A 25,236-nucleotide genomic window follows, 5' to 3' on the forward strand; every position below is an offset into this window, starting at 1 on the left:
GGTATTCCGGAGCTGCTTCCGCTCCGTACACATCGCTGCCGCTCCTCAAGTGTTACGCATGCCGCCCGTGGCACAGGTCACACACTGCCCGGCAGGAGACCGGACGGACCCGACGGCGGCCCCCCGGATGGTCCCGGACGCGGCTGCGCGGGTCTCCGGAGGGCTCTGCTCACGTCCAGCAGGTCCGTGGCCGACCCGCTCAGTGCTCGCGGGGCGCGGGCACCGCGTGTTCCACGTCCGGGTGGACGGTCAACAGGGTGCGCATCGCGGTCTCGGCCGCCGCGCCGTCGCCGCCGCCGATGGCATCCACCAGGCGGCCGTGCACCGCCGCCGAACTCTCCGAGAGCCGCTCGCAGGCGGTCGCCGGACCGCCGCTGACCTGCAGCGCCGCGGCCACGATGCCGGACAGGTGCTCCAGCATCCGGTTGCCGGCCATCTGCAGGATCAGGGCGTGCAGCTCCGCGTCGGCCCGCGAGAAGGTGACCAGGTCACCCTGGGCGGACGCCGCGCTCATGATCTCGGTCAGCTCGGCCAGTCGCTGCTGGATGTCCTCACGCCCGTGGCCGGAGGCCAGCCGGGCGGCCAGCGGCTCGATCGCCCAGCGCATCTCGCACAGCTCCCGGCGCTGCTCCTCGCGCTGCGGACCGAAGGCGCGCCACTCGATGATGTCCGGGTCCAGCAGGTTCCAGTCGCCCACCGGGCGGACCCGGGTGCCGACGTTCGGCCGGGCGCTGACCAGGCCCTTGGCCTCCAGGACGCGCAGCGACTCGCGGACCACGGTGCGGGAGACCTCGAACCGCTGCCCGATCTCCTCCGGGACCAGCGGGCGGTCGGCGCCCAGGTCACCGGAGACGATCATCTGACCGAGCTGCTGGACGAGCTGCCCGTGCAGCCCGCGGCCGCGGCTGCTGGTGGTCTTGCGGCCGACCCTGGCGAGGTCACTCTCCGCCCCGTCCCAACGGGGGACAGGCGGAGTCGGCCGATCGGCGTAGGAGAAACGGTCGAGCTCGGCAGCGCCGGACGCGGGGGCCTCGGCGGTGCGGGCGACGGTGATGGCGGTGTGCGCAAGGGTACTCACACGTCCTTTGTCGGCGATCGGCGCGCGCGGCTTGAGGATTCTCGTGAAAAGCACACGAAAGGGTGATCGCCCGGGGCTGAACCATTGACTTCTTAGCAAGCGGAAATGGCCGTAGCGATCTCGAAGCTGCCTGCTTCGCACTGCCTTCTGACGGAGTGTGAGTACTGCGGCGGGGGCGGGTGGGGCGGATGGGGTGGGGTGGGTGGAGCGGGGTGGGAGCGGGACCGGGCCTGGCCGGGCCCGGAAGCGACCGAGCCCGTCCCCGGGACGGTGCAGCCGCGGGGGCCCGGGTCAGAAGGACCGGCGGCGGACCTGGGTCAGCACACAGAGGATCAGCAGCAGGCCGGCCGGAACCAGCAGCGCCCCGAGCACGGGGACCGGCTGGGCAACCGGGTCCAGGATGTTCAGCGGCACCGACGCCGACTCGGCCCACGGCACCCGAGCCGTTCGGGTGGCGTGGGCCAGCTGGGCCACCAAGGGCAGCCCGGCCTCGCGCAGCCGGTGGAGCAGCGGCATGTCGGCCACGACCTCGACCAGCATGGGCAGTGCGCAGAACAGCAGGAAGCCGACCACCGCACTGCGGGACAGCGCTGCGGCCAGGACCCCAGCCAGCCGGCCGCGACCACCACCGCGGTGAAGGCGAGCAGCATGCTCAACGGCCAGCGGTCGGCCCGCAGGTGTCCGAGGCTTGCGACCTCTCCGAAGTTCAGGAGGTGAGCCGTTGACGGCCGGATCAGCCGCACGGCGACGGCGTCGACCAGCAGCGAGACGGCGGCCAGGACCGCTGCCACCGCACCGACCAGACCCAGCTTGGCCAGCAGCAGGCGCATCCGGACCAGGAAGCGGACCTGGGAGGCGGCGAGACCGGGCTGGCGCACCTCGTGGTCGGCGGCGAGGGCGCCGAGCAGACCGGCGGCCAGCCCGGCGAGTGGGAGCGGCAGCAGCGGAAGCGTGGCGGTGACGGTCCGGACCAGCTGCGGCATCCGGAGGTCCGCCGGGCCCGCGCGGTGGGCGAGCAGCGCCGTGGCCGCTGCCTGGGTCAGCAGGGCTGCCGCCAGGATCAGCCAGGTGCTCCGGATCCCGAGCAGTCGGCGGCCTTCGTAAGCGAGGGCTCGCATGCGATCACCCGTTCCAGTGGTCGGGCCCCGTCAGGGGCTGCGGATCGTGGCTGATGGCCAGGGGTTCGAGGTCGTGGACAGCCGACAGCGGCGATGGGCGGGGCGGGGCGCCCGGCTCGCCGTCGTCGGCGGGCACCACGGCGGTGCGGGCGCCGGGGCTGGTGAGAGGACCGGGGCTGGTGAGAGGACCGGGGCTGGTGAGAGGACCGGGGCTGGCGAGGGAACCGGGGCTGGCGAGGGAACCGGCGGCGCTGAGGGCGCTGGCAGAGCTGAGGGCGCTGGCGCCGGCGATCGGACTGCCGCCGGCGAGGGTGCTGGTGGCGGTGGGCGGCTCGGCAGCGAGGTCGGCGGCGGGGGCGGCGAGGTCGGGGACGGGGGCCGCGCTACTCCAGGCCGGATGAGCGGGGGGCGGCGTCTCGTAGGCGGCGAGAGGTGCCTCAGGGGCGGCGAGAGGTGCCTCGTGGGGCGGGACGACCGAGGAGGCGGCACCGTCGATCACGAGGGCGGGCTGCCGGAAAGCCGCTGCCGACGACGCCGCAGTGTCAAGCTCCCCGCAGGCGATATCGGGGGCACCATCGGGGGCGGGCGGTTGGGGGATGACGGCTGCCAGCGCGCCGCCCAAGGGCAGCGACTCGATGCTCGCCGCCTCGGCCGCCCAGGCTCCTGGCGAGAACTCAGGTGAATCCGCAGCCGTATCCATGGCCGCCGACGGCAGTGGGTCAAGGACCGGCGGTAGCTCGATCGTGGGCAACCCCTCTGCTCCACGGTCGGACATCGGAGGGCGCAGCGGGGGCAGAGCCGAACGTCCTCCCACGACGATCGCGGCCATCCGGCGCAGCTGGACCGTCGGGGCGGGCGCCAGCCGGTCAGGCATCGGACGGGCCGGACGCGGGGCCGGCTGCTCCGCCACCCGGTCGGCGAGCTCGTGCAGCATGATGCCGTGGCGGTAGGCGAGCTCGCCGATCTCGGTGCGCGCCAGGCCACTGACCGCGAGGCCAGCACCGCCCTCCGGCCGGACGTCGGCGCCCTGCTCGGTCAGCAGGTCGGCGAGCCTGGCCATCTGCGGCCCGCGGACCGCGACCTCCGGGTGCAGTCGGGTCCGGCGGAACTCGGAGACCGGCTGGTCGGCCACCTGCTGGCCGTCTGCCAGGGTCACCACGCGATCAGCCAGTTGCGCGGCCTCCTCTGGGCTGCGCGTGGTGAACAGCACCGATCCGCCGCCTGCCGGGAAGGTCCGGATGAACGAATGCAGCCGCTCCAGCCCGCTGGCGGACAGCCCTGCGGTCGGGTTGTCCAGCAGGAGCGATTTCGGCTCACCTAGCAGCGCAGCCGCGAAGCCGAGGCGCCGGGCCATTTCGACGGAGAAGGTGCGCAACCGCTGGTCTGCCGAACCTGCCAACCCGGCCTGCTCCAGCAGCTCGTCGGCCCGGCGCGGCGGCACGCCGACCGCGGCGGCCAGCATCCGCAGATGACCGCGGGCCGTCCGGCCGGGGCTGCCCAGCCCCGGGTGGGCTGTCGGCAGCAGTACCCCGACCTCCCGCTCGGGGTGCCGCAGCCGGCGGTAGACACGACCGTCGAAGAGCGTCACACCAAGGCCGTTCTCCAACTGGAGCATCAGCCGCAGGGCAGTGGTCTTGCCGGCATCCTCGGGGCCGAGCAGGGCGGTCACGGAACCGGGTCTGACATCGAAACCGAGATCGAAGACGGCCGGGCGGCGGCCACGACGGTAGACCTTCGTGAGTCCACTGGCCTGGATCATCACTGGCTGCTCCCACGTGCTCTGCTGCCCTGGCGGCTCAGCCGCTCCGAATTCAGCACCCTAGGCTGCGCACCAGGGCTTTTCGGGCATTGTGCAGGCGAGGCAGGCCAGTTCGCGGCCTGTCTCACCCGATCAGGGGACGGCCGGGGCGGACCTCTGGTGATGCGGCGTCAGGAGTCGGGACGCAGCATCGGCGGGTTGAGCACGGTGGCGCCACCGGCCGTGAACAGCTGGGCCGGACGGCCGCCCTGACGGGTCGTGGTACCGCCGGACGGGACCAGGAAGCCCGGCGTCCCGGTGACCTTGCGGTGGAAGTTGCGCGGATCGAGCGCCACGCCCCAGACCGCCTCATAGACCCGGCGCAGCTCGCCGACCGTGAACTCCTCCGGGCAGAAGGCGGTGGCGAGCGCGGAGTACTCGATCTTCGAGCGGGCCCGCTCGACCCCGTCCGCGAGGATCAGCGCATGGTCGAAGGCGAGCGGTTCACGGTCCGCCTCGGCCGGGCCGAGCAGCTCACCGACGGGTGCCCAGCGCGCACCTCGGGCATCACCGCCGGGCTTGGGGGTGGGCAGGTCAGGGGCCAGCGCCAGATGAGCCACACTCACCACCCGCATCCGCGGGTCACGCTGGGGGTGTCCGTAGGTGGCGAGTTGCTCAAGGTGTGCGCCGACCGCGATCTGGCCGCCCGAGGCGTGTGCACGCAGGCCGGTCTCCTCGGCCAGCTCGCGGGAGGCTGCCTCTCCCAGGCCCTCGTCGGGGCGCACGAAGCCACCCGGCAGCGCCCAGTACCCCTGAAACGGGGGCTCGCCCCGCCGCACCAGCAGCGCGCAGAGTTCATGCTCGCGGACCGTCAGCACCACAAGATCGACCGTGACTGCGAACGGGGGAAAGGCCGACGGGTCATAGCGAGACATGAGGCCGATCATAGTCGTCTCTTTGACGATAAACACGAGGTCAACCAAAAGCAGTATCACTACGTGACTGGCGCGCTGCGCAGTGCATCTGGCGCCCATGGGGCTTTGCGGGCTCGCTGATGTGCGCGGCACCGGGCCCGCTCACATCAGCCGACTGCCCGTCAGCCCTTGCCCAGTTGCAGCTCCGGGGAAGCCTCCTCGACCACAGCGACACCGATCCGGCTGACCCGTACCGAGAACGGCTCTCCCGCCACCCGCAGGCCCGCTAGCTCCAACTCCCCCAGCGGAGCCGTACTGGCCGGCCGGACCAGCACGCGCCCGGCGGGCACGTCCGGGCGGACGCCGGCCAGCGCGAAGATCGCGTGCGCGGCTCCGGCGGCGGCGCCCGCTGCCGGTCGGCAGGCTGCCGGGTGCGGTGCCGGCGGGCAGTTGGACAGCCGCTGCTCCCCCGCGTACATCTCCGGCAGCCGGCCGTCGAAGTGGGCTCCGGCCCCGAGCAGGCCTTCCAACAGCATCCCGGCCTCGCGCTCGAACCCCGCCTCGGCCAGCCCGGAGATCGCGAGTGCCGTCTCCAGCACCCGCACCGCACCGCTGCGGTGGCCGAGCGGGTTGAACCGGGGCGACTTCGCGCCCAAGGTCCGCAAACCCCAGCCGCAGTCGAGATCAGGCGTGACCAACCGGTTGGCCAGCAGCCGGGTCTGCTCGCGGCCGAGCAAGCCCGGCAGGGCATCGCCCGTTGCGCCTAGTCCGAGGTCGAGCAGGTGCACCGAGGAACTGGTGACGGCGTTCACCAAGCGCCCGTCGGCCATCAGCGCCGCTGCGGGCCGGCCACCGGAGAGGTCGTCCACCCAGAACTGCTGGTGGAAGCGCTCTCGCAGCTCCTCCGCCCACTCACGCCAGTAGCCGGCACCGGGCCGGCCGAAGGCATCCAGCAGCTCCGCACCGTGCAGTGCGGCGCGGTGGGCCTGGGCCTGCACCTCGCAGCGGGCAGCGGGCGGCCCGGCGGCCCGGTCATCGCCCAGCCGGCTCAGGTCCGCCACGAAACCGTCCACCAGCCCGGCCTCGGCGGTGGCCCGCAGCGCCGCCAACGCCCGCTCGGCCGCCGGCAGCAGCTCCGTCACCTCCGAACCGGGCAGCCCCCAGCGCCAGGCCTCAGCAAGGACGGTGATGAAGAGCAGGGTCGCCTCGGTAGCCGTACAGGAGGGTGGCAGCTCGGGCCCCGCATGTCGCAGCGGCCCCGGGATGACCCCCTCGCCCCGGCTGCCGGCCGGTTGCTGACGGCGTGCCAGGGCGCGCAGTGTTCCGGCGGCGAGCCTGGTGCCGAGCGGCAGGGTGAGCCGGGCCGCCCAGAGCGCGTCGGCTGCCGCAAGGCCGAACCGCCACGGGGCGCCCGAGGCCGCGTAGAGGTCGCTCGGCCGGTCGGCGTCGGCCAGCAGCAGGCTGCTCAGCGCCTCCAGCGAGCGACTCACCTGCAACTCGGCCCGCGGGTCGTCACAGCGGACCTGCAGATCCGTCCAGGGGGCGGGGACTCCGGCGCCGCGACCGATCGGCGGACGCACCTGGGCGGGTGCCTGCGGCTCCAACTCCACTCGCAGCTCGACCGACCATCGGGCCCCGGGCTGGACCTCCAGGTCCCAGCGCAGCACGCCGGCGCCCGCGAGTACGGCATGCGGCGACGGCCGGGCTATCACCGTGGCGCTGTGCCCCCGGCCGATCCACCGCAGACCTGCGGACTGGACCTGCGCCGAGATGTCCGGCAGCCGGGCGCCCGCGCCGATCTCCGCGAGGTTGCCGAGATCGGTACCGAGAGCGATTTCCAAGGGGAGCCGCGCCGGGCGGCTGCCGGCGTTGCGCACGGTGATGCTTTCGAGACCATCCGCATGCCGCACGCGCTCCACGGTCAGCGCCGGGTCCGGATCGAGCTCGCCGGGCACTCGAATCGCACCGAGAAAGCGGGCCTGGGATGCCGTGGTGAGCTCCCCCTGCAGGGGGAGCGGCTCGAGCCCGCCGAGCCGGACCTCCATCCGGTTCAGCTGGCGGATCCCGGAGCGGTAGAAGCCGTGCAGCCCGTCCCCGCGCAACTGCCCGTCAGGGCCGGAGGTGGCCATCGCCGGCGCACTGACACACAGCACATCGGCGTGGGCCGAGGTGGGCTGCCGACGGGCCTGGGACCCGTGGCGGCCGGTCCCGGCCGGTGCCGCCTCGAACCGGGGCGGCGTGACCGGGGGCGCACCGGCAACCGTCTCGGCCGGGTTCGCGGTCTGTGCTGGCCTGGGGGCCGTCACCGGGCACTCCTCCTGTCGGTGGGCAGCGCGGGCCCACGGGCCCCGCCTGTCCTGGCTGGTTTCGGTCGTACACGGAGCGGGCCGCGCGCCTCCCAGCGGCGAGCCGGGAGCACGGTAGTCCGGCTCCGGCACCCCGGGCACGGCTTTCCCGCAGAGGCGGGACCACCATGAGTCTCGGACCCGATGGCGCCCCTCAGTGTGAACGCGGCGCACGGGCCGCAGGTCACGCCCCGCCGGTTGGCGGTTCGACTGCCGACCGCCGCCGGATCCGCACCGCGCTGCCCCGCAGTCGCGGACCGGTTCGGACGGACGGCGCCGCTGCTGCCCGGCGGGCGCCAGGATACGGTGCCGAGGGGGTACCGACCGCATCGGGAAGTGCCCAGGCCCGTGCCGGCCGACACCCGCTGCCAGGAGCGGGTCGCCCGGCTGCGGCGCAGGTGGAACAGCGCGCACCCCAGCCGCGCCGAGTGCAGACGAAGGAGTCTCATGTCCGTCGTGATCCGACAGCCAGGCGTCGTCCTGACCGACCACCTCTTCCAGGTGCCGCTGGACCATGCGGCACCCCACGGAGAGCAGATCGAGGTCTACGCCCGTGAAGTCGTCGCGGCGGGCAAGGAGCGGGCAGAGCTGCCCTGGCTGCTCTTCCTGCAGGGCGGGCCGGGTGGCCGGGCGGCTCGACCGCTCGGGCGTGACAGTTGGCTGGACCGGGCCCTGGACGACTACCGCGTGCTGCTCCTGGACCAGCGCGGCACCGGGCGTTCGACCCCGGCGACCCGGCAGACCCTGCCGCTGCGCGGCGGTGCCGCCGAGCAGGCCGAGTACCTGTCGTTCTTCCGCGCCGACTCGATCGTCCGTGATGCTGAGCTGATCCGGCGCCAGCTCCTCGGCGAACGCGGCCAGTGGACTCTGCTCGGCCAGAGCTACGGCGGCTTCTGCACGCTGACCTACCTGTCCCTGGCGCCCGAAGGCGTTCGCGAGGCGATGGTGACCGGCGGCCTGGCCGGGCTGCGCAGCAGCGCGGCCGACGTGTACCGGGCCGCCTACCCGCGGGTGGCGCGGAAGAACACAGCGCACTACGCCCGCTACCCGCAGGATGTCGAGACGGTGCGGCGGGTCGTCGAGCACCTGGCCGACGCACCGGCACGGCTGCCCGACGGCGGTGACCTGACCGTGCCGGCCTTCCAGGCGCTCGGCCTGCTGCTCGGCTCCGGCAGCGGTTCCGACACGCTGCACTACCTCTTGGAGGATGCCTGGGTCCGCGGCAGCGCCGGGCTGGAGCTCTCGGACACCTTCCTGGCCGGGGTCCAGTCGCAGCTGTCGTTCGCCGGCGGCCCGCTCTACGCCGTGCTCCACGAGTCGATCTACGGGCAGCGCTCGGTCGATGCCGGACCGACGGCCTGGGCAGCCCACCAGGTGCGCGCGGAGTTCCCCGAGTTCGACGCGCTTCAGGCACTGGCCGACGGCACCCCGGTGCGGTTCACCGGCGAGATGATCTACCCGTGGATGTTCGAGACCGATCCGGCGCTTCGTCCACTGCGCGAGGCGGCGCAGCTGCTGGCCGATCGCACGGACTGGCCCGATCTCTACTCGCCTGAGGCGCTGGCGGCCAACCAGGTGCCGGTGGTGGCGGCGGTCTACCACGACGACATGTACGTGGACACGGCCGACTCGCTGGCGACGGCCGACGCGGTGCGTGGTCTGCGGGCCTGGGTGACCAACGAGTGGGAGCACGACGGCCTGCGGGCCAGCGGCGGGCAGGTGCTGGACCGTTTGATCCGCATGGCGCGCGGCGACGCCTAGCGGTCGGCTCGAATACCGCCACGGCACTCGGTAAGCACGGCCGAGCTGCGGCAGTCGCCGCTGCGGCCGGGCTCGGCCGCCCGCTCCGAGCCCCGGCCGGCGTCTGACGACCACGCGCCCGTGACAGGGCCGGGCTGTCGACGCCGGCCGGCTGGGCCTACCGGCGGGGTGGGACGGACCAGCGGGGTGGGGCCCACAGGCAAGGTGCGGCCCACCGGCAGGATCGGGCAACGCACGGGCAGAATGGGGCAACGCAGGCGAACGGCCGGGCAACGTGCGGACTGTCGGCGGCTCAGGCGGGCGGCTGGGGCTCGCGGTCAGCTTGGCGCGAGCCCGGAAGCCCACCCTGGGGTGAGCCTCGCGCGTGGTCGCCTCGTCGGCGGACACACCGGCGGCTAGGGAACCGCCCGGCCCAGGGGGCACGACTGGCGTAGGGGCCTTGGCGGTAGCGACCCCGACGGCAACGGGCCCTGCTGCAGTGGGCTCCGCGGCGGGCGCGCCCTCGATGTCGGCCGTGGAGGGCTGGCCGGGGGCGAGCACGGCGTCCGCGAGCGAGGGCCGTGAGGGGATTGCTCCGACCTGACGCTCAGTCATGTCCATACACCTTCCTCCACCTTCGGCCGCCACCGGAGCACCCGGGCGCGCGGCGGGCGGTGCGGCGCATGAGGCGGCGAAGGTGACCGGCAGCACAGGACGGTCCGACCTGGCGAGCCGCCAGGGGCGGTCCGTCGCCCGACTGCGAGGCGGCCGCCGATGGCGGCGGCAAGTCACCACCTCGCCGCTGGTCGGGCAGCACCCCCGGAGGCATGAGCGGCTTCCTCCGATCGCCCTTGCCGGCACCTGCCTCACCCGGCACGGCACCGGCGACCGGGCGCAGCAACGAGCGACCCGCGGCGGCGGCAGCACCTCGAGCACCCGACTGCCGTGATCCATCGGACGATTGGCCACTTGATTCAGGTGCTGGCGCCATGTCCGGGGTGGCGGCCCCTCCGGCACCAGGGGCCGACTCATGTCCCTGCTCGCCTCCAGCCGCCGAGACCTCTCGGTCGACAGGCTGCGCGTCTCGCAAATCGGGAGACCCTTCAGCCCCACCTGCTCGCCGACCACCCGGAAGCCCACCCGCCGAATCAACCAGGCTGCCAGGAGGAGGGTCTGATGCATCATCAGATAGAGGCTCATCGACCCTCGCCTCGCCGGCTCGGCGGGCGCGCTCGCCGCGGACGATACCGAGCAGGCCCTCCGGGGCCAAGCCGGTGTTGAGGGATTCGTAGAGCAGAATCGCGAGCGTGTAGTCCGGGTCCAGCGCCAGCGCCATACCGAGGGCCACGCGGGCCGTTGCGGTGTCCCGGGCCAGCCAAGAGGTCCAGGCCAGCAGGGTCAGCGGGACCTTGGCGTACTCGGCATACGGGGCGACACAGCGCCGGGCCAAGTATCGCCAGAGCCGCTGGGCAACGGCCAGTTCCTCCGGCTCGGCGTATTCGGCGGCACGATCCCGGGTGGCCTTGTCCAACAAGCCGACGATCAGCCGAGCACTGCGCTCCGGATCGAGCCGGGGACTGCCGGATCGGCACTCGGCCATGGCCCGCTCCAGCAGCTCCGCGGTGGCGGCGACCGTCCGCGCGGCCCCGAACGGCTCCACCGTCAACCGCTCACACGCCAGGGCGGTCTGGCGGGCCAGGGCAGCGCGCTGCGCCTCGGCCTCCGGCAGGCCGATCGGCGCGAGCGCGGCCGCGATGGCCCGGCGACTGCCACGCGGGGCAAGGCCGGCATAGGTGGCGGCGGCGACCACGGCCCGGGGCTCCTGACTGCTGTAGACCGGAGTGCCGCTGGGCGGGCAGCAGGCCGGATCGGCGCAGAGGAAGGACCACCAGCGGCCGCCGGAGATGCACAGCGATTCCTTGACCGGGATGTCGAGCTCGCGAAAGGCGCGCAGCAAGTGGTCGGCCAGCGGACGCAGCGAGGTCACGACCGCGGGGTTGTCCGGCTCGGGATCACGGCAGAGGTAGAGCAGGACCGCCTCCGGGCGGCGGTCGCGCTGCTCCGAGAGTTCGACCAGGAGCCGGGCGAAGTCGGTAGCGACGGCGGACCAGAGCTGCGGGTCCTGGGGGATGTCGAGCCGGATGGCACCGCCCTGCTGCAGTTGCGGGCCATGCAGGCCCACGGCGACCAGGCTGTCATCCGGATAGAAGCCGAGCAGGTAGGGGAGCATCGCGGCCATGTCGGCCGGGCCGCGCATCTGCAGCAGCTGGAACCCGGCGAGCCGGCTGGCGGGGGTGATGGAGTCATCGTGCGTCATGAGGGCAGAGTGCGACCATGCCGACCCAAGGTGGCGAAAACCCATGAAACCTGTGGATAGCCCCCGACCTGTGGATAACTCTGGCAGCAAAAGGGCGGCACGGCTGCGCCGAATGAGTGAACTACCCCCTCCCTACTCGGGAGTTATCCACAGCATCGACACCTCATTCGTCGGTTGTCGGCCGGGCGGGGTTACATAGATGCCATGAACCAGCCGATCCCCACCCCAGTCCCGCACCCCGGCGACGTGGCGACCACCCCGGGTGTCACTGCTGAGGCCGCAGGCGCCGCCGCTCTCGGCGCGGTCGACCGAACGGCCGTCCGGGAGCGTGCCGAGGCGGTGCTGCGCGAGCTCGCCGGCCCGAAAGCGCGGCTGCGGGACGACCAGTGGCTGGCCATTGAAGCGCTGGTAGTCGACCACCGGCGGGCGCTGGTGGTGCAGCGGACCGGTTGGGGCAAGTCCGCTGTCTACTTCATCGCCACCGCTCTGCTGCGTGCCCGCGGCGCCGGCCCGACGGTGATCGTCTCCCCGCTCCTCGCCCTGATGCGCAATCAGGTCGAGTCGGCCGCTCGGGCGGGGATCCACGCGCGCACCATCAACTCGGCCAACCCCGAAGAGTGGGAGACGATCCAGGCCGAGGTGTCCGCCGGCGCGGTGGACATTCTGCTGGTCAGCCCGGAGCGGCTGAACAACCCCGACTTCCGCGACCACGTACTGCCCAAGCTGGCCGCATCCACCGGTCTGCTGGTGGTCGATGAAGCGCACTGCATCTCCGACTGGGGCCACGACTTCCGCCCCGACTATCGTCGACTGCGCACCATGCTCGCCGACCTCTCCCCCGGTGTCCCCGTGCTGGCGACCACCGCCACCGCCAACGCACGGGTCACCGAGGACGTCGCCGAGCAACTCGGCACCACGGGCGCCGACGGCCGGGCACTGGTGCTGCGCGGCCCGCTGGACCGGGAGAGCCTCAGCCTGGCGGTTCTCCCGCTCCCCGACCCGGCACACCGACTGGCCTGGCTCGCCGACCACCTCGACGAGCTGCCGGGTTCAGGGATCATCTACACCCTCACGGTGGCCGCTGCCGAGGAGGTGACCGAATTCCTGCGGAGCCGCGGTTACCCGGTCGCCTCCTACTCGGGTCGCACGGAGGACGCCGAGCGGCGCACCGCGGAGGCCGATCTGCTGGCCAACCGGGTCAAGGCCCTGGTGGCAACCTCCGCTCTCGGCATGGGCTTCGACAAACCCGATCTCGGCTTCGTGGTCCACCTCGGCTCCCCCGGCTCCCCGATCGCCTACTACCAGCAGGTGGGCCGAGCCGGCCGCGGCGTCGACCGAGCAGAGGTACTGCTGCTGCCCGGTCGAGAGGACGAAGCGATCTGGCGCTACTTCGCTTCTCTCGGCTTCCCCCTGAGGAGCAGGTCCGCCGCACCCTCGACGCACTGGCCCAGGCCGACCGGCCGTTGTCGACGGCCGCCCTGGAGACCCGGGTGGACCTTCGCCGGGCCCGCCTGGAGACCATGCTCAAGGTCCTGGATGTGGACGGTGCGGTACGCCGGGTGCGCGGCGGCTGGCTGGCGACCGGAGAACCTTGGCTCTACGACGGCCCCCGGTATGCCAAGGTCGCCCGGGCCCGGGCCGACGAACAACAGGCGATGCGCGAGTACGCAGCCGGGCAGCTGTGCCGGATGGAGTTCCTGCGTCGGCAATTGGACGACGAACTCGCCGCGCCGTGCGGGCGGTGCGATGTCTGTGCCGGACCAGGGCACAGTGCAGCCGTCTCCGCCGAAGCGCTGGAAGCAGCCCGGGCGGCGTTGGGACGCCCGGGAGTCAGCTTCGAACCACGCCGGCTCTGGCCGACCGGGATGGACGCCCTCGGGGTCGCGCTCAAGGGGAAGATCCCGGCCGATGAGCAGGCCCAGACCGGCCGCGCCCTGGGCCGGCTATCGGACATCGGCTGGGGCGGTCGGCTTCGAACCATCCTCGCCGAGAACGCACCGGACGGACCGGTCCCCACCGACGTCCTGGACGCCCTGGTCACGGTGTTGGCCGACTGGGCCCGCGGCCCGGGCGGTTGGGCAAGCGGCGAACCGGATACCACCCGGCCGGTCGGGGTGGTGGCGATGACCTCCGCCTCCCGCCCAGAGCTGGTCTCGTCACTCGCCGGTCGGATCGCGGAGGTCGGGCGGCTGCCCCTGCTCGGGCGGGTCGAATACCGGCATGGCGAGCCGCCAACAGGTGCGCGCAGCAACAGTGCTCAGCGACTGAAATCGCTCTCCGGGGCACTGGTGGTCCCGGCGGAACTGGCCGCGGCGCTGAGCGAAGTCCAGGGTCCGGTACTGCTCGTGGACGATCTGGTGGACAGCGGCTGGACGGTCACGGTCGCAGCCCGACTGCTCCGCCAGGCCGGTGCCCACGCCGTGCTGCCGCTGGTCCTGGCGGTACAGGCCTGAGCCGTCCCTGGTTGTGTGTGGCTCGCGGGGGCCGACGGCCTCCGCGAGCCGCGGCAGGGGCCGTTGGTCCGCTGCACTTTGGTCAGTAGCCGGGCGAGCCCGGGGCGGGGTGACCCGGTGCGCACCAGGCCGCGCGGCCCGCAGCACCCAGGGGCGGAGAGTCGGGCGAGCCCGGGGCGGGGTGCCCCCCGGTGAGCCCGGGGCGGGGTGACCCAGTGGCCCCGGACCGCGCGGCCCGCAGTGGCCAGTGCGGGCAGGTGGGGCAAGCCCAAGGAAGGGGTGACCTGGTGAGTGGTCCCGAGCCAGATGGTCCGCCGTGCCTGGGGCCAAATGCGCTGGCAGGCCCCGGAGACGAATGGTCCGGGGAGCTCAGAGGCCAAACGGTCGGTGAACTCGGGGTCAATCGGATCTCGGCCGGGTCGAGTCAGTTCGCAGGCGGGTGGGGTCAGGTGGTGACGACGTACCTGGAGGAAGTCTGTGCCATTTGGTGAATAAATCCGGCGAATCACCGGTTTTCGGGCGGCTTCTGTCAGTTCATCGTTGCCGCCTGCTGCATCTGCCGCGAGAATTGCAGCGTACCCAGAAGTCGGTCCCCGGGACCTGAGTTCGGCGTACCCACGGGCCCGCGCGGTACGCGGGCCGGGAAGGAGGACCATGATCCACGGCCTTGACCGCGGTCAGCTTTCCTCCGCCACGAGTCGGAGCATCGGTCTGGAGAGCTGGGCCACTGCCGGGGTGCCGCTACTGCGCGCCCCGCGTGACCTGGTCACCGAGCTGCATCAGCGCCATCTGCCGCAGCCCGGGACCACCGTGATAGCCGTGCTGGATCGCGACCACCGAGTGGTCGCATCGGCCTCGGCCTGCGCTCGCCCACACGTGACGGACGGCTGGCAGCACCGGAATGTGCTGCTCACCCAGCTGCGCCAGATCACGCATCACGACCTCAGACTTCCCGCTCCGCGACGGACCGCCATACTGCTTCGCTGCCGTGACGGGCAAGCCGGTTGGTCCGAGCAGGACGGCGCCTGGATGTGGGCTCTGCGGGACGCCGCCACCTTGCATGGTCTGCGGTGCGGCGCCTACGTCACGTTGACACCGGCTGGCTGGCACGTCTTCGGTGAGGGCCGATTTGGGCGTACCCCGCACGCGGGGTCCTGGGCAGAGCGTCCGCTGCACACCGTCTCCGAACTGCCCCGTCGCGTCCCCGTGGCCGATCACCCTGGACGCCAAGGCCACCCCAGGCACGCAGCCCACCCCAGGCACGCAGTCCACCCGGGGCACCCAGCTCACCCCGGGCAGGAGCTCTCAAGCGCCTGACGGGGACTCTCCCCAGCCAACGGCTGGCCCCGCTTGGAGTCCTGCGCGGAGCGAAGCCCGACGCCGGCGCCCGGTGCGCCGGCAACGGGCCGCTCGGCAGGCGAGGCCACTCAAGACACGGGCCGCTCGGCAGGCGAGGCCGCGCAGTACGCACGGCCGCGCAGCGGAATGCGGAACAGGGCGTCGGGCTCCGACAGTTCGTCTCGTCGGCGCCCGACACCCGGGATCCGGTGTCCCGTCAGGCCGGAACCGGTTGCCCCGCGAGCTCCGGGGTGTCACTCAGCTGCGCGGTCGCACCGCAGACCACGAGCAACGAGCCCGCCGAGTTGCGCGCCTTCTCCACAGCGAGCACGGCCCGCCCAGGGTCGGCCGCTGCGCCCAGCACCAGAACCACCACGTCGCGGCTGGCCGGACGGGTCAACTCCAGGTCGGCGTAGAAGACATCGGTGCCCTCGGCCAGCTGGGCCCAGTAGCGGTCCGCGCCGAAGGAGAGCTCGTGCTGCTGCCACGGGTGAGGCTCGTCGGCGGTCAACACCAGGATGTCGCCGGGGTTGCGGCCCGACTCCAGCAGCAGGTCGACTGTCTCATCGGCGCGCTCCAACGCCGCTCCCGGCGCTGCGGGAACCAGCTGGACCACGGGCTTGGCGACGGGTGCGGCATCCGGCCGCGTGCCCGGCTTGGGGATCCGCACCTGGGCCGCCGCCATCGGAGCAGCAGCCGACGCGGCCTTCGCGGCCGCGCCCGTCGCTGACGTGCCCTTTACGGCCGCGCCCTCCGCCGGCACGGCCTCCGCCGGCGCGGCCTTCGCCGGACCGGGCGTGGGCACCGCAGGACGCGGCGGGGCCGGACGCGGACCTGGGCGCGGGCCCGGACGCGGACCGGGCCGGGGTCCGGGAACCGGGGCGGCGGCGGAACGAGCCGCTTGCGCCGTCGGTTCGGCAGTGGCGGCCGGTGTGGCCGGGGACATCTGACCGGTGGCAGGCAAATTGAGGGCTTCTGCGTCCGACTCGCGGGGGAAGGGAACGCCGGGGCCCGGGATACTCTCGTGAATCTCCGGCTCCTCGGGGAAGACAGGCATACCCGGATATCTATCAAATGCCGGTCGGATGCGCACGGGCGCCCCACCCGTTGGGCTTCAAACCACCGACCCGATCAGCGGAACGTGCTGTCACGGCCACTCCTGATGATCAGTCAGAAACCGAGCGTGAGCTGTTCGTCGCCGTCCGCTTCCCGAGTCCGCTTCAGGTGGCTCCACTTCGGGAGCGCGTCCAGATAGGCCCAGGAGAGTCGGTGCAGATCGGTCGGCCCGAATTCCTCCAGCGCCGCACGATGCACCGGTGAGGGATATCCGGCGTTGTCCTCAAAACCATAAGCCGGGTACTGCGGTGCCAATTCGGCCATCAGCGCGTCCCGGTGCACCTTGGCCAGCACCGAGGCGGCGGCGACGCAGACGCAGCTCTGGTCGCCCTTGATCACGGTACGCACCCGCCAAGGACCGCCGAGGTAGTTGTGCTTGCCGTCGAGGATCACCGCGTCCGGCTCGACCGGCAGCGCCTCCAGTGCCCGGACCGCGGCGAGTCGTAGTGCCGCCGTCATGCCGAGTTCGTCGCACTCCAGCGCCGAAGCCTGCCCGATCGCGGAGGCGGTGACCCATGTCGCCAGTACGGGGGCGAGTTGCTCCCGCCGGCGCGGGGTGAGCAGCTTGGAGTCGGTCAGGCCCTCCGGCGGCTTGCGCATCCCGGTCACCGCCGCGCCCACCGTCACCGGCCCGGCCCAGGCCCCGCGCCCGACCTCGTCCAGCCCCACCACCACCCGTGCGCCCGCCCGGCGCAGCGAGCGCTCCACACTGTGGGTCGGCGGCTCAAAGGGCATGGCGGCGGGTCCTTTTCAGGTATCGCGGGTGGTGGGCGGGCGCAGAGCCGGCACCCAACCCCGCGCCCTCCACCTTACGACCACCGCAGGACCCGTCGGTCCGCCGAAGCAGACCTCAGCCGTTGGCAGCCGGCCTCAGCCCTTGACCGAGCCCGCCAGCAGGCCCCGCACGAAGTAGCGCTGCAGCGCGAAGAAGACGATCAGCGGCACGATCATCGTCAGGAACGCCCCGGCGGTGAGCAGCTCCCAGTGCCCGCCGAAGGAACCGGAGAGCTGGGCCAGTCGCACCGTCATCGGCGCCACGTCGGGTGTGCCGCCCGCGAAGGTCAGGGCCAGCAGCAGGTCGTTCCAGACCCAGAGGAACTGGAAGATCGCGAAGGAGGCCAGCGCCGGCGCGCAGAGCGGCAGCACGATGGACCGGAAGATCCTGAAGTGCGAGGCGCCATCCACGACCGCCGCCTCCATCAGGTCCTGCGGCAGCTGGGAGACGAAGTTGTGCAGCAGGAAGGTGGCCAGCGGCATCGCGAACATGGTGTGCGCGAGCCAGACCGGGGCGTAGCTGTTCCCGGTGCCGAGCGGCGGGATCACCGTCACCGCGCCCAGGTGGAAGCCGTGCGAGAAGAGTTGGAGCAGCGGGATCAGCGCCATCTGCAGCGGCACGACCTGCAGGGCGAAGATCACGAAGAAGAGCGTGTCACTGCCCCGGAACCGCACCCAGGCCAGCGCGTAGGCGGCCATCGACGCCAGCACCAGCGGAAAGACGGTGGCCGGGATGCTGATCGCCAACGAGTTGACCAGGTACGGCATCATCCCGCCGCTGACCCCGAACCCGCCCTCGAAGAGCACCGCGTGGTAGTTGGACAGCCCCAGATGCGGGTTGGTGAAGACGGTCCACCACCCGGTGTCCGCCACATCCTGCTTGGGCCGCAGCGAGGTGGCCAGCAGCCCCAGGGTGGGGATGGTCCACAGCGCCGTCATCACCACCACGAAGAGCGAGGCGAGCGGGCTGCTGAAGGATCTGCGCACCGCCTTGGCGGCGGGCAGCGGGCGCTCCCGACCCGGTTCAGCAAGCTTGCCGGACCTGCCGAACCCACCGGACCCACCGGACCCACCGGACCTGCCGAACCTGCTTGCCCCCGTCCCACCGGCCCCACCGGACTTACCGCGCTGTCCGCTCATCGGGTGGCCCGCTCCTTCCGCAACTGGACGATGTTGTAAGCGACCAGCGGCAGCACCGCCATGAAGAGCAGGACCGCGAGCGCGCTCCCCCGCCCGACGTTGAACTGGGTGAAGGACTGCGAGTACATCTCGTTGGCCAGCACCTGGGTACCGAAGTTGCCGCCGGTCATGGTGCGGACGATGTCGAAGGCCTTGAGCGTGATGAGCAGCACGGTGGTGAGCACCACCACCAGCGTGGTGCGGATCATCGGCACGGTGACGTACCAGAAGAGCCGCAGGCCCTTGGCACCGTCGAGCCGGGCCGCCTCGGTGATCTCGTCCGGTATCGCCTTGATCGCGGCGGAGAGCACCACCATGGCGAACCCGGTCTGCACCCAGACCATCACCACCATCAGCAGGAAGGTGTTGAGCGGTTGGGAGAGGATCCAGTTCGGCGGGTGCCGCCAGCCGAGCCAGATGGCCAGTTGGCTGAGCAGGCCGATCTGCGATTGCGAGGTGTCGCGCCAGTCATAGACGAACTTCCAGATGATGCTGGCCCCGACCAGCGAGATCGCCATCGGCATGAAGATCAGCGACTTGTAGATGGCCTGCCCGCGCATCCGGTCCACCAGCAGCGCCAGTGCCAGGCCGAGTCCGGTGGCCGCCACCGGGACGATCAGCAACCACAGCAGGGTGGTGAGCAGCACCTGGTGGATCGAGTCGTTGCCGAACGCCCAGTTGTAGTTGGCGGCTCCGACGAACCGGGTGCTGTCGTCGTTGTGGAAGCTCAGGACGATCGTCCGGACCAGTGGCACCACCAGCCCCACCAGGACCAGCAGCAACGCCGGCCCGAGGAAGATCAGCACGGCCAGCGGCCGGGCGAACCGGCCGGTGGCCCGCCCGGCGGCGAAGAACACCAGCAGCAGCACGGCAAGGAAGCCGGCGATCGCGCCCGCGGTGTTGCCGAACTTGATCATCGCGTCGTTCCACGAGCCGGCGAGCTCGACCGCCGGCAGCCCGACACCGCCGTGCACCACGCCGCCGTGCCCGCCCCAGGCATCCGTGACCACCATTCGACTCACCTACCGCTCTACTGCGGCCAGGCGCCGTCGATGTCGGCGGCCACCTTCTGGATGGACTGCCCCTCGGCGAACCAGGCGGTCAGCGACTTCCACTCCTGCCCGGACCCGATCGCGGCCGGCATCATGTCCGAGGCGTCGAAGCGGAAGGTGGACGCGGGGTTGGTCAACGCGTTGGCGGAGAGCTGGTCGATCGGGTCGGTGTAGAGGCTCTTGTCGACGCCCTGGTTGGCCGAGACCCAGCCGGGCGCGACCTTGATCCGCGAGTCGGCCCAGTCCGCGGTCGACAGGTAGTCCTGAACGGCCTGCACCTCGGGCCGGTTGGAGAAGGCGGTCACGAACTCGCCGCCGCCCTCGACCGGGTTGGCGGTCGCCGGGTTCACCGCGGGCAGCTGGAATGCGAAGACGTCGCCGTCCGGCCCGACCTTGGTGGTCTTGGGCCACTGCGCCTCGTAGAACGAAGCCTGCTGCAGCATCCAGCACTTGCCGGTGAGGATCGGGGTACCGGCGTCCTGGAAGGTGGTGGTGGCGATCGACTTCACGCCGCCGATGCCCCGTTGACCCAGGCCGGGTTCTGCATCCAGTTCGCCACGGTCTGCATGGACTGCTGGATCTGCGGGTCGCTGAACTTGATCTTGTGGCTGACCCACTGGTCGTAGACGTCACCGCCCTGGCCGCCGAGCACCACCTCCTCCAGCCAGTCGGTGGCCGGCCAGCCGGTCGCTGTGCCCGAACTGATGCCGCCGCACCACGGCTTGCTGCCGTTGGTGCCGGCCTTGGCCATCTTGTCGCTGAGCGCCATCAGATCGACCCAGGTCTTCGGAACGTCGTAGCCGGCCTGCTTGAAGGCCTTGGGCGAGTACCAGACCAGGGACTTCATGTTGGCACTCATCGGGGCCGCGTAGAACGTCCCGTTGACGGAGCCGTAGGTCTTCCAGATCGGGCTCCACTGGTTCTCATTGGCCTCGGTACGGGCCGACGGCTTGACCACTTTGCCGGTCTTGACCATCTGGGCCAGCAGGCCGGGCTGCGGGATGACCGCCAGGTCGGGCGCGTTGCCACCGTCGACCCGCACCGGCAGCTGGGACTCGAAGTCGTTGGAGCCCTCGTAGGAGATCTGGATCCCGGTGCACTTGCTGAAGTCCGCCCAGGACTTCTCCAGCGAGTCCGACTCCGGACTCGTGATCGACGCGAACATCGTCACCTTGGTGCCCGAATGCCCCGCGTAGGGCTGGAACTTGGCACAGTCCCCGGCGAGCGTGGTGGGACCGCCGCCGCCTCCGCCGCCCGAGCTGTTGGAGCAGGCCGACACCAGGGCCAGGCCGAGTACCGCGGGGGCGATGATCAGATTCCTACGAAGCCGGACACTCAAGATGCTGTTCACTGCGTTCTCCTGCGGCCTGGAACGGACGACGAGCGGACGAACGGGACGAACGAAGAGCACGAGCCGACGAACGGCACGCACGAGGAGCACGTGCGAGCGCGGCACTGAACGAGTCGACGGTGACGGGTAGTTGGCGCTGGTCCTCGGCAACTGATCCGACGACGGTAACGTACTGATCATCCGGCGCCAAGGGATCGCACCAAGGGATCGCACCATGGTTGCTTGCCCGCCCCGGCCGGAGCCCAAAACGATGTCGGCACGGCACAAGTCAACAAGAGAACGACAGAACGACGCCGGCGCGCGGAGTCGACGAATGATCGACTTCGCGCGCCGGGCATCCTGTCCCATCAGCGGACTGACCAAACATCAGGCCTGCCGGAGCCACCAGCGAAGCAGAACGGTCCGAACCCGTCGGCGAAGCAAGACGGTCAGAACAGCCGACGGCCAGAACAGCCGGCCGTCAGAACAGCCGGACCGGCAGCTCCCGCAGGCTGTTCACCACCATCGAGGCGGCCGGCCGCAGTTCGCCGTCCGGCACCGCCAGCGCCAGCGCGGGGAACCGTTCGAAGAGCGCGGGCAGCGCCACTTGCGCCTCCAGGCGGGCCAGCGGCGAGCCGGGGCAGACATGCGGACCGTGACCGAACGACAGGTGCCGGTTCGGGCTGCGGGTGATGTCGAACAGCTCGGCGGTCACCCCGTGCTGCAGCGGATCCCGGCCGATCGCGTTGTAGGAGATCATCACCGGGTCGCCGGCCGGCACCACCACACCGTCCCCACCTCGATCGGCTCGGCGGCGAACCGGAACAGGAAGTTGCTGGTCGGCGGCGTCCACCGGAGCGACTCCTCGACCACCGCGTCCCAGCCCACCTCCCCGGAGCGGACCAGCGCCAGCTGGTCGGGGTGGCCGAGCAGGGCCCGCACCGCGTTGGTGATCAGGTTGACCGTGGTCTCGTGCCCGGCCGCGATGATCACCCGGATGGTGGCCGCCGCCTCCTCGTCGGTGAGCGCGCTGCCCTCCAGGTCGGCCGCGAGCAGCGCGCTCGCCAGGTCGTCGCGGGGCGCCGCCCGGCGCTGCCGCACCACGTCGTTGACGAAGGCGTTGAGGGCCGCGATGGTGGCCTGGATGCCGGCCGGATCGGGCACGCTGCTCAGGAACACCTCGTACAGGCCGCGCAGATACCCGTGGTCGGCCGGGTCGAGCCCGAGCAGCGAGCCGATCACCGACATCGGCAGCGGGAACGCGAAGGCGTTCTTCAGGTCCACCACCGGCTCACCCGCTGCCAGCTTGTCCAGCAACTGCCCTGTCAACAGCTCAACTTGAGGGCGCATCAGCTCTACCCGGCGCGGCGTGAACGCCTGCGCCACCAGCGCGCGCAGCCGCCGGTGCTCCTCCCCGTCGGTGGTGACCATGCTCGGCCCGGGCACCGCCAGCCCGATCAGCGGCCAGTCGCGCGGCACCTCGCCGCGTTGCAGGGCGGCCCACTGCTTGGCGTCCTTGACCAGCCGGTGGTCCGTCAGCAGCGCCCGGGCCGCGGCGTGCTGGGTGACCGCCCAGGCCGGCACCCCGCCGGGCAGCAGCACCCGCACCACCGACCCGGCCGCCCGCAGCAGCGCGCCCTCCCCGGCGCTGTCCCGCGCGAACGGGTCCAGCGCTATGACCGCTTGAGTCAACGGAAAGCCCCTCCTCCTGTGTTGGCGGCCGGGGTGAAGCTCACGGGCAGCGCCACCAGCGCCCGCACCCAGGCCGAGGGCCGCCAGACCAGGGCGTGTTCGGCCACGGCCAGCCCCAGGTCGGGCAGCCGGTCGAGCAGCACCTCGATGGCGGTGGCGGCGATCACCTCGGCGGCCTCCTGCGCGGGGAACGGGCAGCGGTGCTCACCGTGCGAGAAGCTCAGGTGCGCGTGGTTGCCCTCCGGCGCCGAGCCGTCGGGCGACCGCACCGCCGGGTCCGCGTTGGCCCCGGCGAAGCCGAGCAGCAGCATGTCGCCCGCAGCGATCTTCTGCCCACCCAGCTGGGTGTCGCGGATCGCCCACCGGCCCGCGAAGTTCTGGGTCGGGGTGTCCTCCCAGAGCGCCTCGGTGAGCGCCTGGCCGACGCTGCGCCGTCCGCCCGAGAGCGAGGCCGCGAACCGCTCGTCGGTCAGCATCAGCCGCAGTGCGTTGGCGATCCAGTAGGCGGTCGGCTGGTGCCCGGCGATCAGCAGCACCCGCAGGTCGCGGATCACCTCGTCGTCGGTCAGCCCGGCCGGGTGCACCAGCAGCCGCGAGGTGACGTCGGCGCCCGGCCGGGCCCGCTTGGCCTCCACCAGCTCCGTCATCACGGCGATGAGCCGCTGCGCCCCTGCTGGGCGTTGGCCCCGCCGTCCAGCATGTCCAGCAGCCCCTGGATCAGCACCGGCACCTGGGACGGGTCCAGGCCGAGCATCCAGCAGAGCACCAGCAGCGGCATCCGGTGCGCGTACTCGGCGACCAGATCGGCCTCGCCCCGGCCGGCGAAGTCGTCGATCAGCCGGTCGGCGACCCGCTCGCAGTAGGTCTTCAGCTCGTACGGGTCGACGGCGGCCAGGGCCTCGGTGATCGCCGCCGAGCGGCGCTGGTGCTCGCTGCCCTCGGCGTAGAGGATCGACGGCACCGCGGCCATCATCGGCCGCAGCGGCCAGTCCTCGGGATCGACGGCCAGGCGTTCCAGCGCCTGGAGTCGCGGCCGAAGATCTTGGGCTGGCTGGTCACCAACTGCAGCTCGCGATAGCCGATCACCAGCCAGGCCGGTACCCCGCCGGCCAGCTCCACCGGGGCCACCGGCCCGTGCGCGGCCCGCAGTTCGCGGTACACCTGACCGGGGTCGGTCTGGAAGCGCGGCCCGTACAGCGGCGCGCCGCCGCGGTGCGCCGGGCAGCCGGGGGGCGGGGTGGTCGCCGGTTCGGTCACGAGAAGTCCTCCACATCAGCGTCGGCCGGCCCGTACCGGGCCTCGGCCAGCTCGGTCAGGTGGCGGACCAGGGTGATCAGCACCTGCTTGCCGGACTCCTTCTCACGGGCGTCGCAGTCCAGCAGCGGCACCTCGGGCGACAGGTCGAGCGCCTCGCGGACCTGCTCCAGGGTGTGCCGGGGCGACTCGAAGTTGTTGCGCGCCACCACGAACGGCATCCCGTGGTGCTCCAGCCGGTCGATGGCGTAGAACGAGTCCTCCAGCCGCCGCGGGTCGACCAGCACCACCGCGCCGAGCGCGCCGGAGAACAGCCGGTCCCAGAGGAACCAGAACCGCTCCTGCCCGGGCGCGCCGAACAGGTAGAGCACGCTCTCGGCGGAGAGGGTGATCCGGCCGAAGTCGAACGCGACCGTGGTGGACCGCTTGTCCGCCACCGCCGACGGGTCGTCGACCCCCACGCCGGCCTTGGTCATCACCTCTTCGGTGGTGAGCGGACGGATCTCGCTGACCGAGCCGACCAGGGTGGTCTTGCCGACGCCGAAGCCGCCGACCACGACGATCTTCCAGGCGTTGTCGGCGGTGCTGCGCAGCGGCGTACGGGCGGGGCGAGCGGCTTCGACGACGGCGGTGCCGGAAGCACCGGACGTGCCGGAAGCACCGGAGGTACCGGAGTCCTTGGAGCCGACGGCGGTGTCAGCGACACCGAACGTGTCAGAGCCGTTGGAGTCCATGCAGCACCTGCTTCAGCGTGTCGACGTCGGGCAACCGGTTGGTCCGCGGGGCGAACCGGGGGTGGCGGGCGGTGATCCGGCCGGCCTCCAGCAGGTCGCCGAGCAGGATCTTGATCACGCTGACCGGCAGCCCCAGCTCGGCGGAGAGCTCCACCACCGCGATCGGGTGCTCGGCCAGCCGCAGGATCCGCGCGTGCTCGGACTGCATGCCGGCCACCGGCGCGCTCTCCGCGACGATCAGCGTCACCACGTCGAATGCGTCGGTGGCCGGACGGCTGCGGCCGCCGGTCACCGTGTAGAGGCGGTCCGGGCCGTCGTCGGGCCCGAGCCGCCGACGGCCGGTCATGCCTCCCCGGCGGTGGCGTCCTCGCGCGGCGGCGCGCTCAGGAACTCGCCGATCTGCTCGATCAGGGCGTGCATGTTGTGGCCGACCAGGCCGACGTCGGCGCTGTCCTCGGTCACCACGGCCAGGTGCGCGCCCTGGCCCGCCTCCACGATGCACAGGATGCCGCCGTGGAACTCGGTCATCGACTGGCGCACCCCACCGGTGCCGTCGCCGAACTCGATCGAGGCGCCGTGCGCCAGGCTCTGGATCCCGGAGGCGATGGCGGCCAGCTGGTCGGCCTGGTCCTCGGTCAGGCCGGTGCTGTGGCAGAGCTTCAGGCCGTCGGCGGAGAGCACCAGGGCGTGCCGGGAGTCGGGCGTGTTGGCCAGCAGGTTCTCCAACAGCCAGTCGAGGTCGCGGTCGGTGGTGCTGCTCATCGGGGGTCGTCCTTCGAGAAGTCGGCGGGTGGCGCGGGGTCGGGCAGGGGCACAGCGGTTCGGGCGCCCTGCACGGCCTGCCGGAAGGCGCCGAGCCGGGCGGCGTTCGGCGGCCGGCGCCGCACCGCGGGGGCTGCGGGCGCCGGGGTGGCCGATGCGGCCAGGGTCTGGCCGCGTCGGCGCTTGGGCAGGTCGTTGCCGCCGGTCGGCGGCGCGGGCACGCTCTCAACGACGTCGGCCTCGGGGGCGCCGGTTCCGTCCGAGGTGGCGTCAGCTGCGGGCAGGGCGGCGGGAATCGCGGG

18 protein-coding genes and 4 pseudogenes are annotated in these 25,236 nt (G+C 72.0%); 3 read left to right on the top strand and 19 right to left on the bottom strand.

Annotation, left to right across the window (positions count from 1 at the left end; genetic code table 11):
- Positions 1–199 precede the first annotated feature (199 nt).
- From E6W39_RS14525 to E6W39_RS14550, 6 genes are all read right to left on the bottom strand, one after another.
- Complete coding sequence (locus tag E6W39_RS14525) at positions 200–1,132, bottom strand: FadR/GntR family transcriptional regulator (RefSeq protein WP_141633905.1); 933 nt, start codon at positions 1,130–1,132, stop codon at positions 200–202.
- Positions 1,133–1,369: 237 nt separating this feature from the next.
- A complete protein-coding gene (locus E6W39_RS42965) occupies positions 1,370–1,492 on the bottom strand; it encodes a hypothetical protein (RefSeq protein ID WP_267286694.1) in 123 nt (40 codons plus the stop codon).
- Positions 1,483–2,196: a hypothetical protein gene (locus E6W39_RS14535; protein ID WP_141633907.1), complete on the bottom strand. Its 714-nt coding sequence runs from the start codon at positions 2,194–2,196 to the stop codon at positions 1,483–1,485. The genes E6W39_RS42965 and E6W39_RS14535 overlap by 10 nt, the downstream gene beginning before the upstream one ends.
- 4 nt (positions 2,197–2,200) lie before the next feature.
- Positions 2,201–3,955: an ATP-binding cassette domain-containing protein gene (locus tag E6W39_RS14540; RefSeq protein ID WP_141633908.1), complete on the bottom strand. Its 1,755-nt coding sequence runs from the start codon at positions 3,953–3,955 to the stop codon at positions 2,201–2,203.
- Between the two features lie 170 nt (positions 3,956–4,125).
- The gene (locus E6W39_RS14545; protein ID WP_141633909.1) at positions 4,126–4,869 is read right to left on the bottom strand and encodes an NUDIX hydrolase; all 744 of its coding nucleotides are present in this window, start codon (positions 4,867–4,869) and stop codon (positions 4,126–4,128) included.
- Between the two features lie 161 nt (positions 4,870–5,030).
- The gene (locus tag E6W39_RS14550; RefSeq protein ID WP_228718154.1) at positions 5,031–7,154 is read right to left on the bottom strand and encodes a glycogen debranching N-terminal domain-containing protein; all 2,124 of its coding nucleotides are present in this window, start codon (positions 7,152–7,154) and stop codon (positions 5,031–5,033) included.
- Positions 7,155–7,640: 486 nt separating this feature from the next.
- Here E6W39_RS14550 and E6W39_RS14555 point away from each other — a divergent pair, with 486 nt between their 5' ends.
- A complete protein-coding gene (locus E6W39_RS14555) occupies positions 7,641–8,954 on the top strand; it encodes an alpha/beta fold hydrolase (RefSeq protein ID WP_141633910.1) in 1,314 nt (437 codons plus the stop codon).
- A gap of 586 nt (positions 8,955–9,540) precedes the next feature.
- Here E6W39_RS14555 and E6W39_RS14560 read toward each other — a convergent pair.
- Positions 9,541–11,250 (bottom strand): DUF4192 domain-containing protein, encoded by a 1,710-nt coding sequence (locus E6W39_RS14560; RefSeq protein WP_181799277.1) that lies wholly within the window; start codon positions 11,248–11,250, stop codon positions 9,541–9,543.
- Positions 11,251–11,454: 204 nt separating this feature from the next.
- Here E6W39_RS14560 and E6W39_RS14565 point away from each other — a divergent pair.
- Positions 11,455–13,703, top strand: a pseudogene (locus tag E6W39_RS14565) (DEAD/DEAH box helicase).
- A gap of 654 nt (positions 13,704–14,357) precedes the next feature.
- Positions 14,358–14,909: pseudogene (locus E6W39_RS41565) on the top strand (hypothetical protein); the annotation flags it as partial.
- Between the two features lie 349 nt (positions 14,910–15,258).
- Here the strand turns inward: E6W39_RS41565 and E6W39_RS14575 are convergent.
- The 12 genes and pseudogenes from E6W39_RS14575 to E6W39_RS41570 all read right to left on the bottom strand — a co-directional run bounded on the left by E6W39_RS14575 (position 15,259) and on the right by E6W39_RS41570 (position 25,155).
- Complete coding sequence (locus E6W39_RS14575; protein ID WP_228718156.1) at positions 15,259–15,846, bottom strand: hypothetical protein; 588 nt, start codon at positions 15,844–15,846, stop codon at positions 15,259–15,261.
- Positions 15,847–16,211: 365 nt separating this feature from the next.
- Entirely contained in the window at positions 16,212–16,892 is a 681-nt protein-coding gene (locus E6W39_RS14580; protein WP_141633913.1) for a ribonuclease HII, read from the bottom strand.
- Between the two features lie 135 nt (positions 16,893–17,027).
- Positions 17,028–17,918 carry a carbohydrate ABC transporter permease gene (locus E6W39_RS14585; RefSeq protein ID WP_228718157.1) on the bottom strand — a complete coding sequence of 297 codons (891 nt, stop codon included), beginning with the start codon at positions 17,916–17,918 and terminating at the stop codon, positions 17,028–17,030.
- Positions 17,919–18,067: 149 nt separating this feature from the next.
- Positions 18,068–19,123, bottom strand: a complete 1,056-nt coding sequence (locus tag E6W39_RS14590) for a carbohydrate ABC transporter permease (RefSeq protein WP_220140216.1) — start codon at positions 19,121–19,123, stop codon at positions 18,068–18,070.
- A gap of 17 nt (positions 19,124–19,140) precedes the next feature.
- Positions 19,141–19,671 (bottom strand): hypothetical protein, encoded by a 531-nt coding sequence (locus tag E6W39_RS40425; protein ID WP_220140217.1) that lies wholly within the window; start codon positions 19,669–19,671, stop codon positions 19,141–19,143.
- Complete coding sequence (locus E6W39_RS40430; RefSeq protein WP_220140218.1) at positions 19,668–20,513, bottom strand: ABC transporter substrate-binding protein; 846 nt, start codon at positions 20,511–20,513, stop codon at positions 19,668–19,670. Before E6W39_RS40430 ends, E6W39_RS40425 begins: the two co-directional genes overlap by 4 nt.
- A gap of 460 nt (positions 20,514–20,973) precedes the next feature.
- Positions 20,974–22,184: pseudogene (locus tag E6W39_RS14600) on the bottom strand (cytochrome P450 family protein).
- Positions 22,181–23,441: pseudogene (locus tag E6W39_RS14605) on the bottom strand (cytochrome P450). The pseudogenes E6W39_RS14600 and E6W39_RS14605 overlap by 4 nt, the downstream one beginning before the upstream one ends.
- The gene (locus E6W39_RS14610) at positions 23,438–24,172 is read right to left on the bottom strand and encodes a GTP-binding protein (RefSeq protein WP_141633915.1); all 735 of its coding nucleotides are present in this window, start codon (positions 24,170–24,172) and stop codon (positions 23,438–23,440) included. Before E6W39_RS14610 ends, E6W39_RS14605 begins: the two are co-directional and overlap by 4 nt.
- Positions 24,153–24,518, bottom strand: a complete 366-nt coding sequence (locus tag E6W39_RS14615; protein ID WP_101382427.1) for a DUF742 domain-containing protein — start codon at positions 24,516–24,518, stop codon at positions 24,153–24,155. Before E6W39_RS14615 ends, E6W39_RS14610 begins: the two co-directional genes overlap by 20 nt.
- Positions 24,515–24,934, bottom strand: coding sequence for a roadblock/LC7 domain-containing protein (locus E6W39_RS14620; protein ID WP_101382426.1), 420 nt, complete (start codon positions 24,932–24,934; stop codon positions 24,515–24,517). Before E6W39_RS14620 ends, E6W39_RS14615 begins: the two co-directional genes overlap by 4 nt.
- Positions 24,931–25,155: a hypothetical protein gene (locus tag E6W39_RS41570; RefSeq protein WP_228718791.1), complete on the bottom strand. Its 225-nt coding sequence runs from the start codon at positions 25,153–25,155 to the stop codon at positions 24,931–24,933. Before E6W39_RS41570 ends, E6W39_RS14620 begins: the two co-directional genes overlap by 4 nt.
- Between the last annotated feature and the right edge of the window lie 81 nt (positions 25,156–25,236).

The organism is Kitasatospora acidiphila, assembly GCF_006636205.1.
GTDB classification, from domain to species: domain Bacteria; phylum Actinomycetota; class Actinomycetes; order Streptomycetales; family Streptomycetaceae; genus Kitasatospora; species Kitasatospora acidiphila.

Excerpts from the sequence above, each read along its gene's own strand:
- E6W39_RS14560 (WP_181799277.1), bottom strand. The coding sequence starts at position 11,250 with ATGACGCACGATGACTCCATCACCCCCGCCAGCCGGCTCGCCGGGTTC.
- E6W39_RS14580 (WP_141633913.1), bottom strand. The coding sequence starts at position 16,892 with ATGCCCTTTGAGCCGCCGACCCACAGTGTGGAGCGCTCGCTGCGCCGG.
- E6W39_RS14535 (WP_141633907.1), bottom strand. The coding sequence starts at position 2,196 with ATGCGAGCCCTCGCTTACGAAGGCCGCCGACTGCTCGGGATCCGGAGC.
- E6W39_RS14590 (WP_220140216.1), bottom strand. The coding sequence starts at position 19,123 with ATGGTGGTCACGGATGCCTGGGGCGGGCACGGCGGCGTGGTGCACGGC.
- E6W39_RS14540 (WP_141633908.1), bottom strand. The coding sequence starts at position 3,955 with ATGATCCAGGCCAGTGGACTCACGAAGGTCTACCGTCGTGGCCGCCGC.
- E6W39_RS14555 (WP_141633910.1), top strand. The coding sequence starts at position 7,641 with ATGTCCGTCGTGATCCGACAGCCAGGCGTCGTCCTGACCGACCACCTC.
- E6W39_RS14615 (WP_101382427.1), bottom strand. The coding sequence starts at position 24,518 with ATGACCGGCCGTCGGCGGCTCGGGCCCGACGACGGCCCGGACCGCCTC.
- E6W39_RS14620 (WP_101382426.1), bottom strand. The coding sequence starts at position 24,934 with ATGAGCAGCACCACCGACCGCGACCTCGACTGGCTGTTGGAGAACCTG.
- E6W39_RS14545 (WP_141633909.1), bottom strand. The coding sequence starts at position 4,869 with ATGTCTCGCTATGACCCGTCGGCCTTTCCCCCGTTCGCAGTCACGGTC.
- E6W39_RS14610 (WP_141633915.1), bottom strand. The coding sequence starts at position 24,172 with ATGGACTCCAACGGCTCTGACACGTTCGGTGTCGCTGACACCGCCGTC.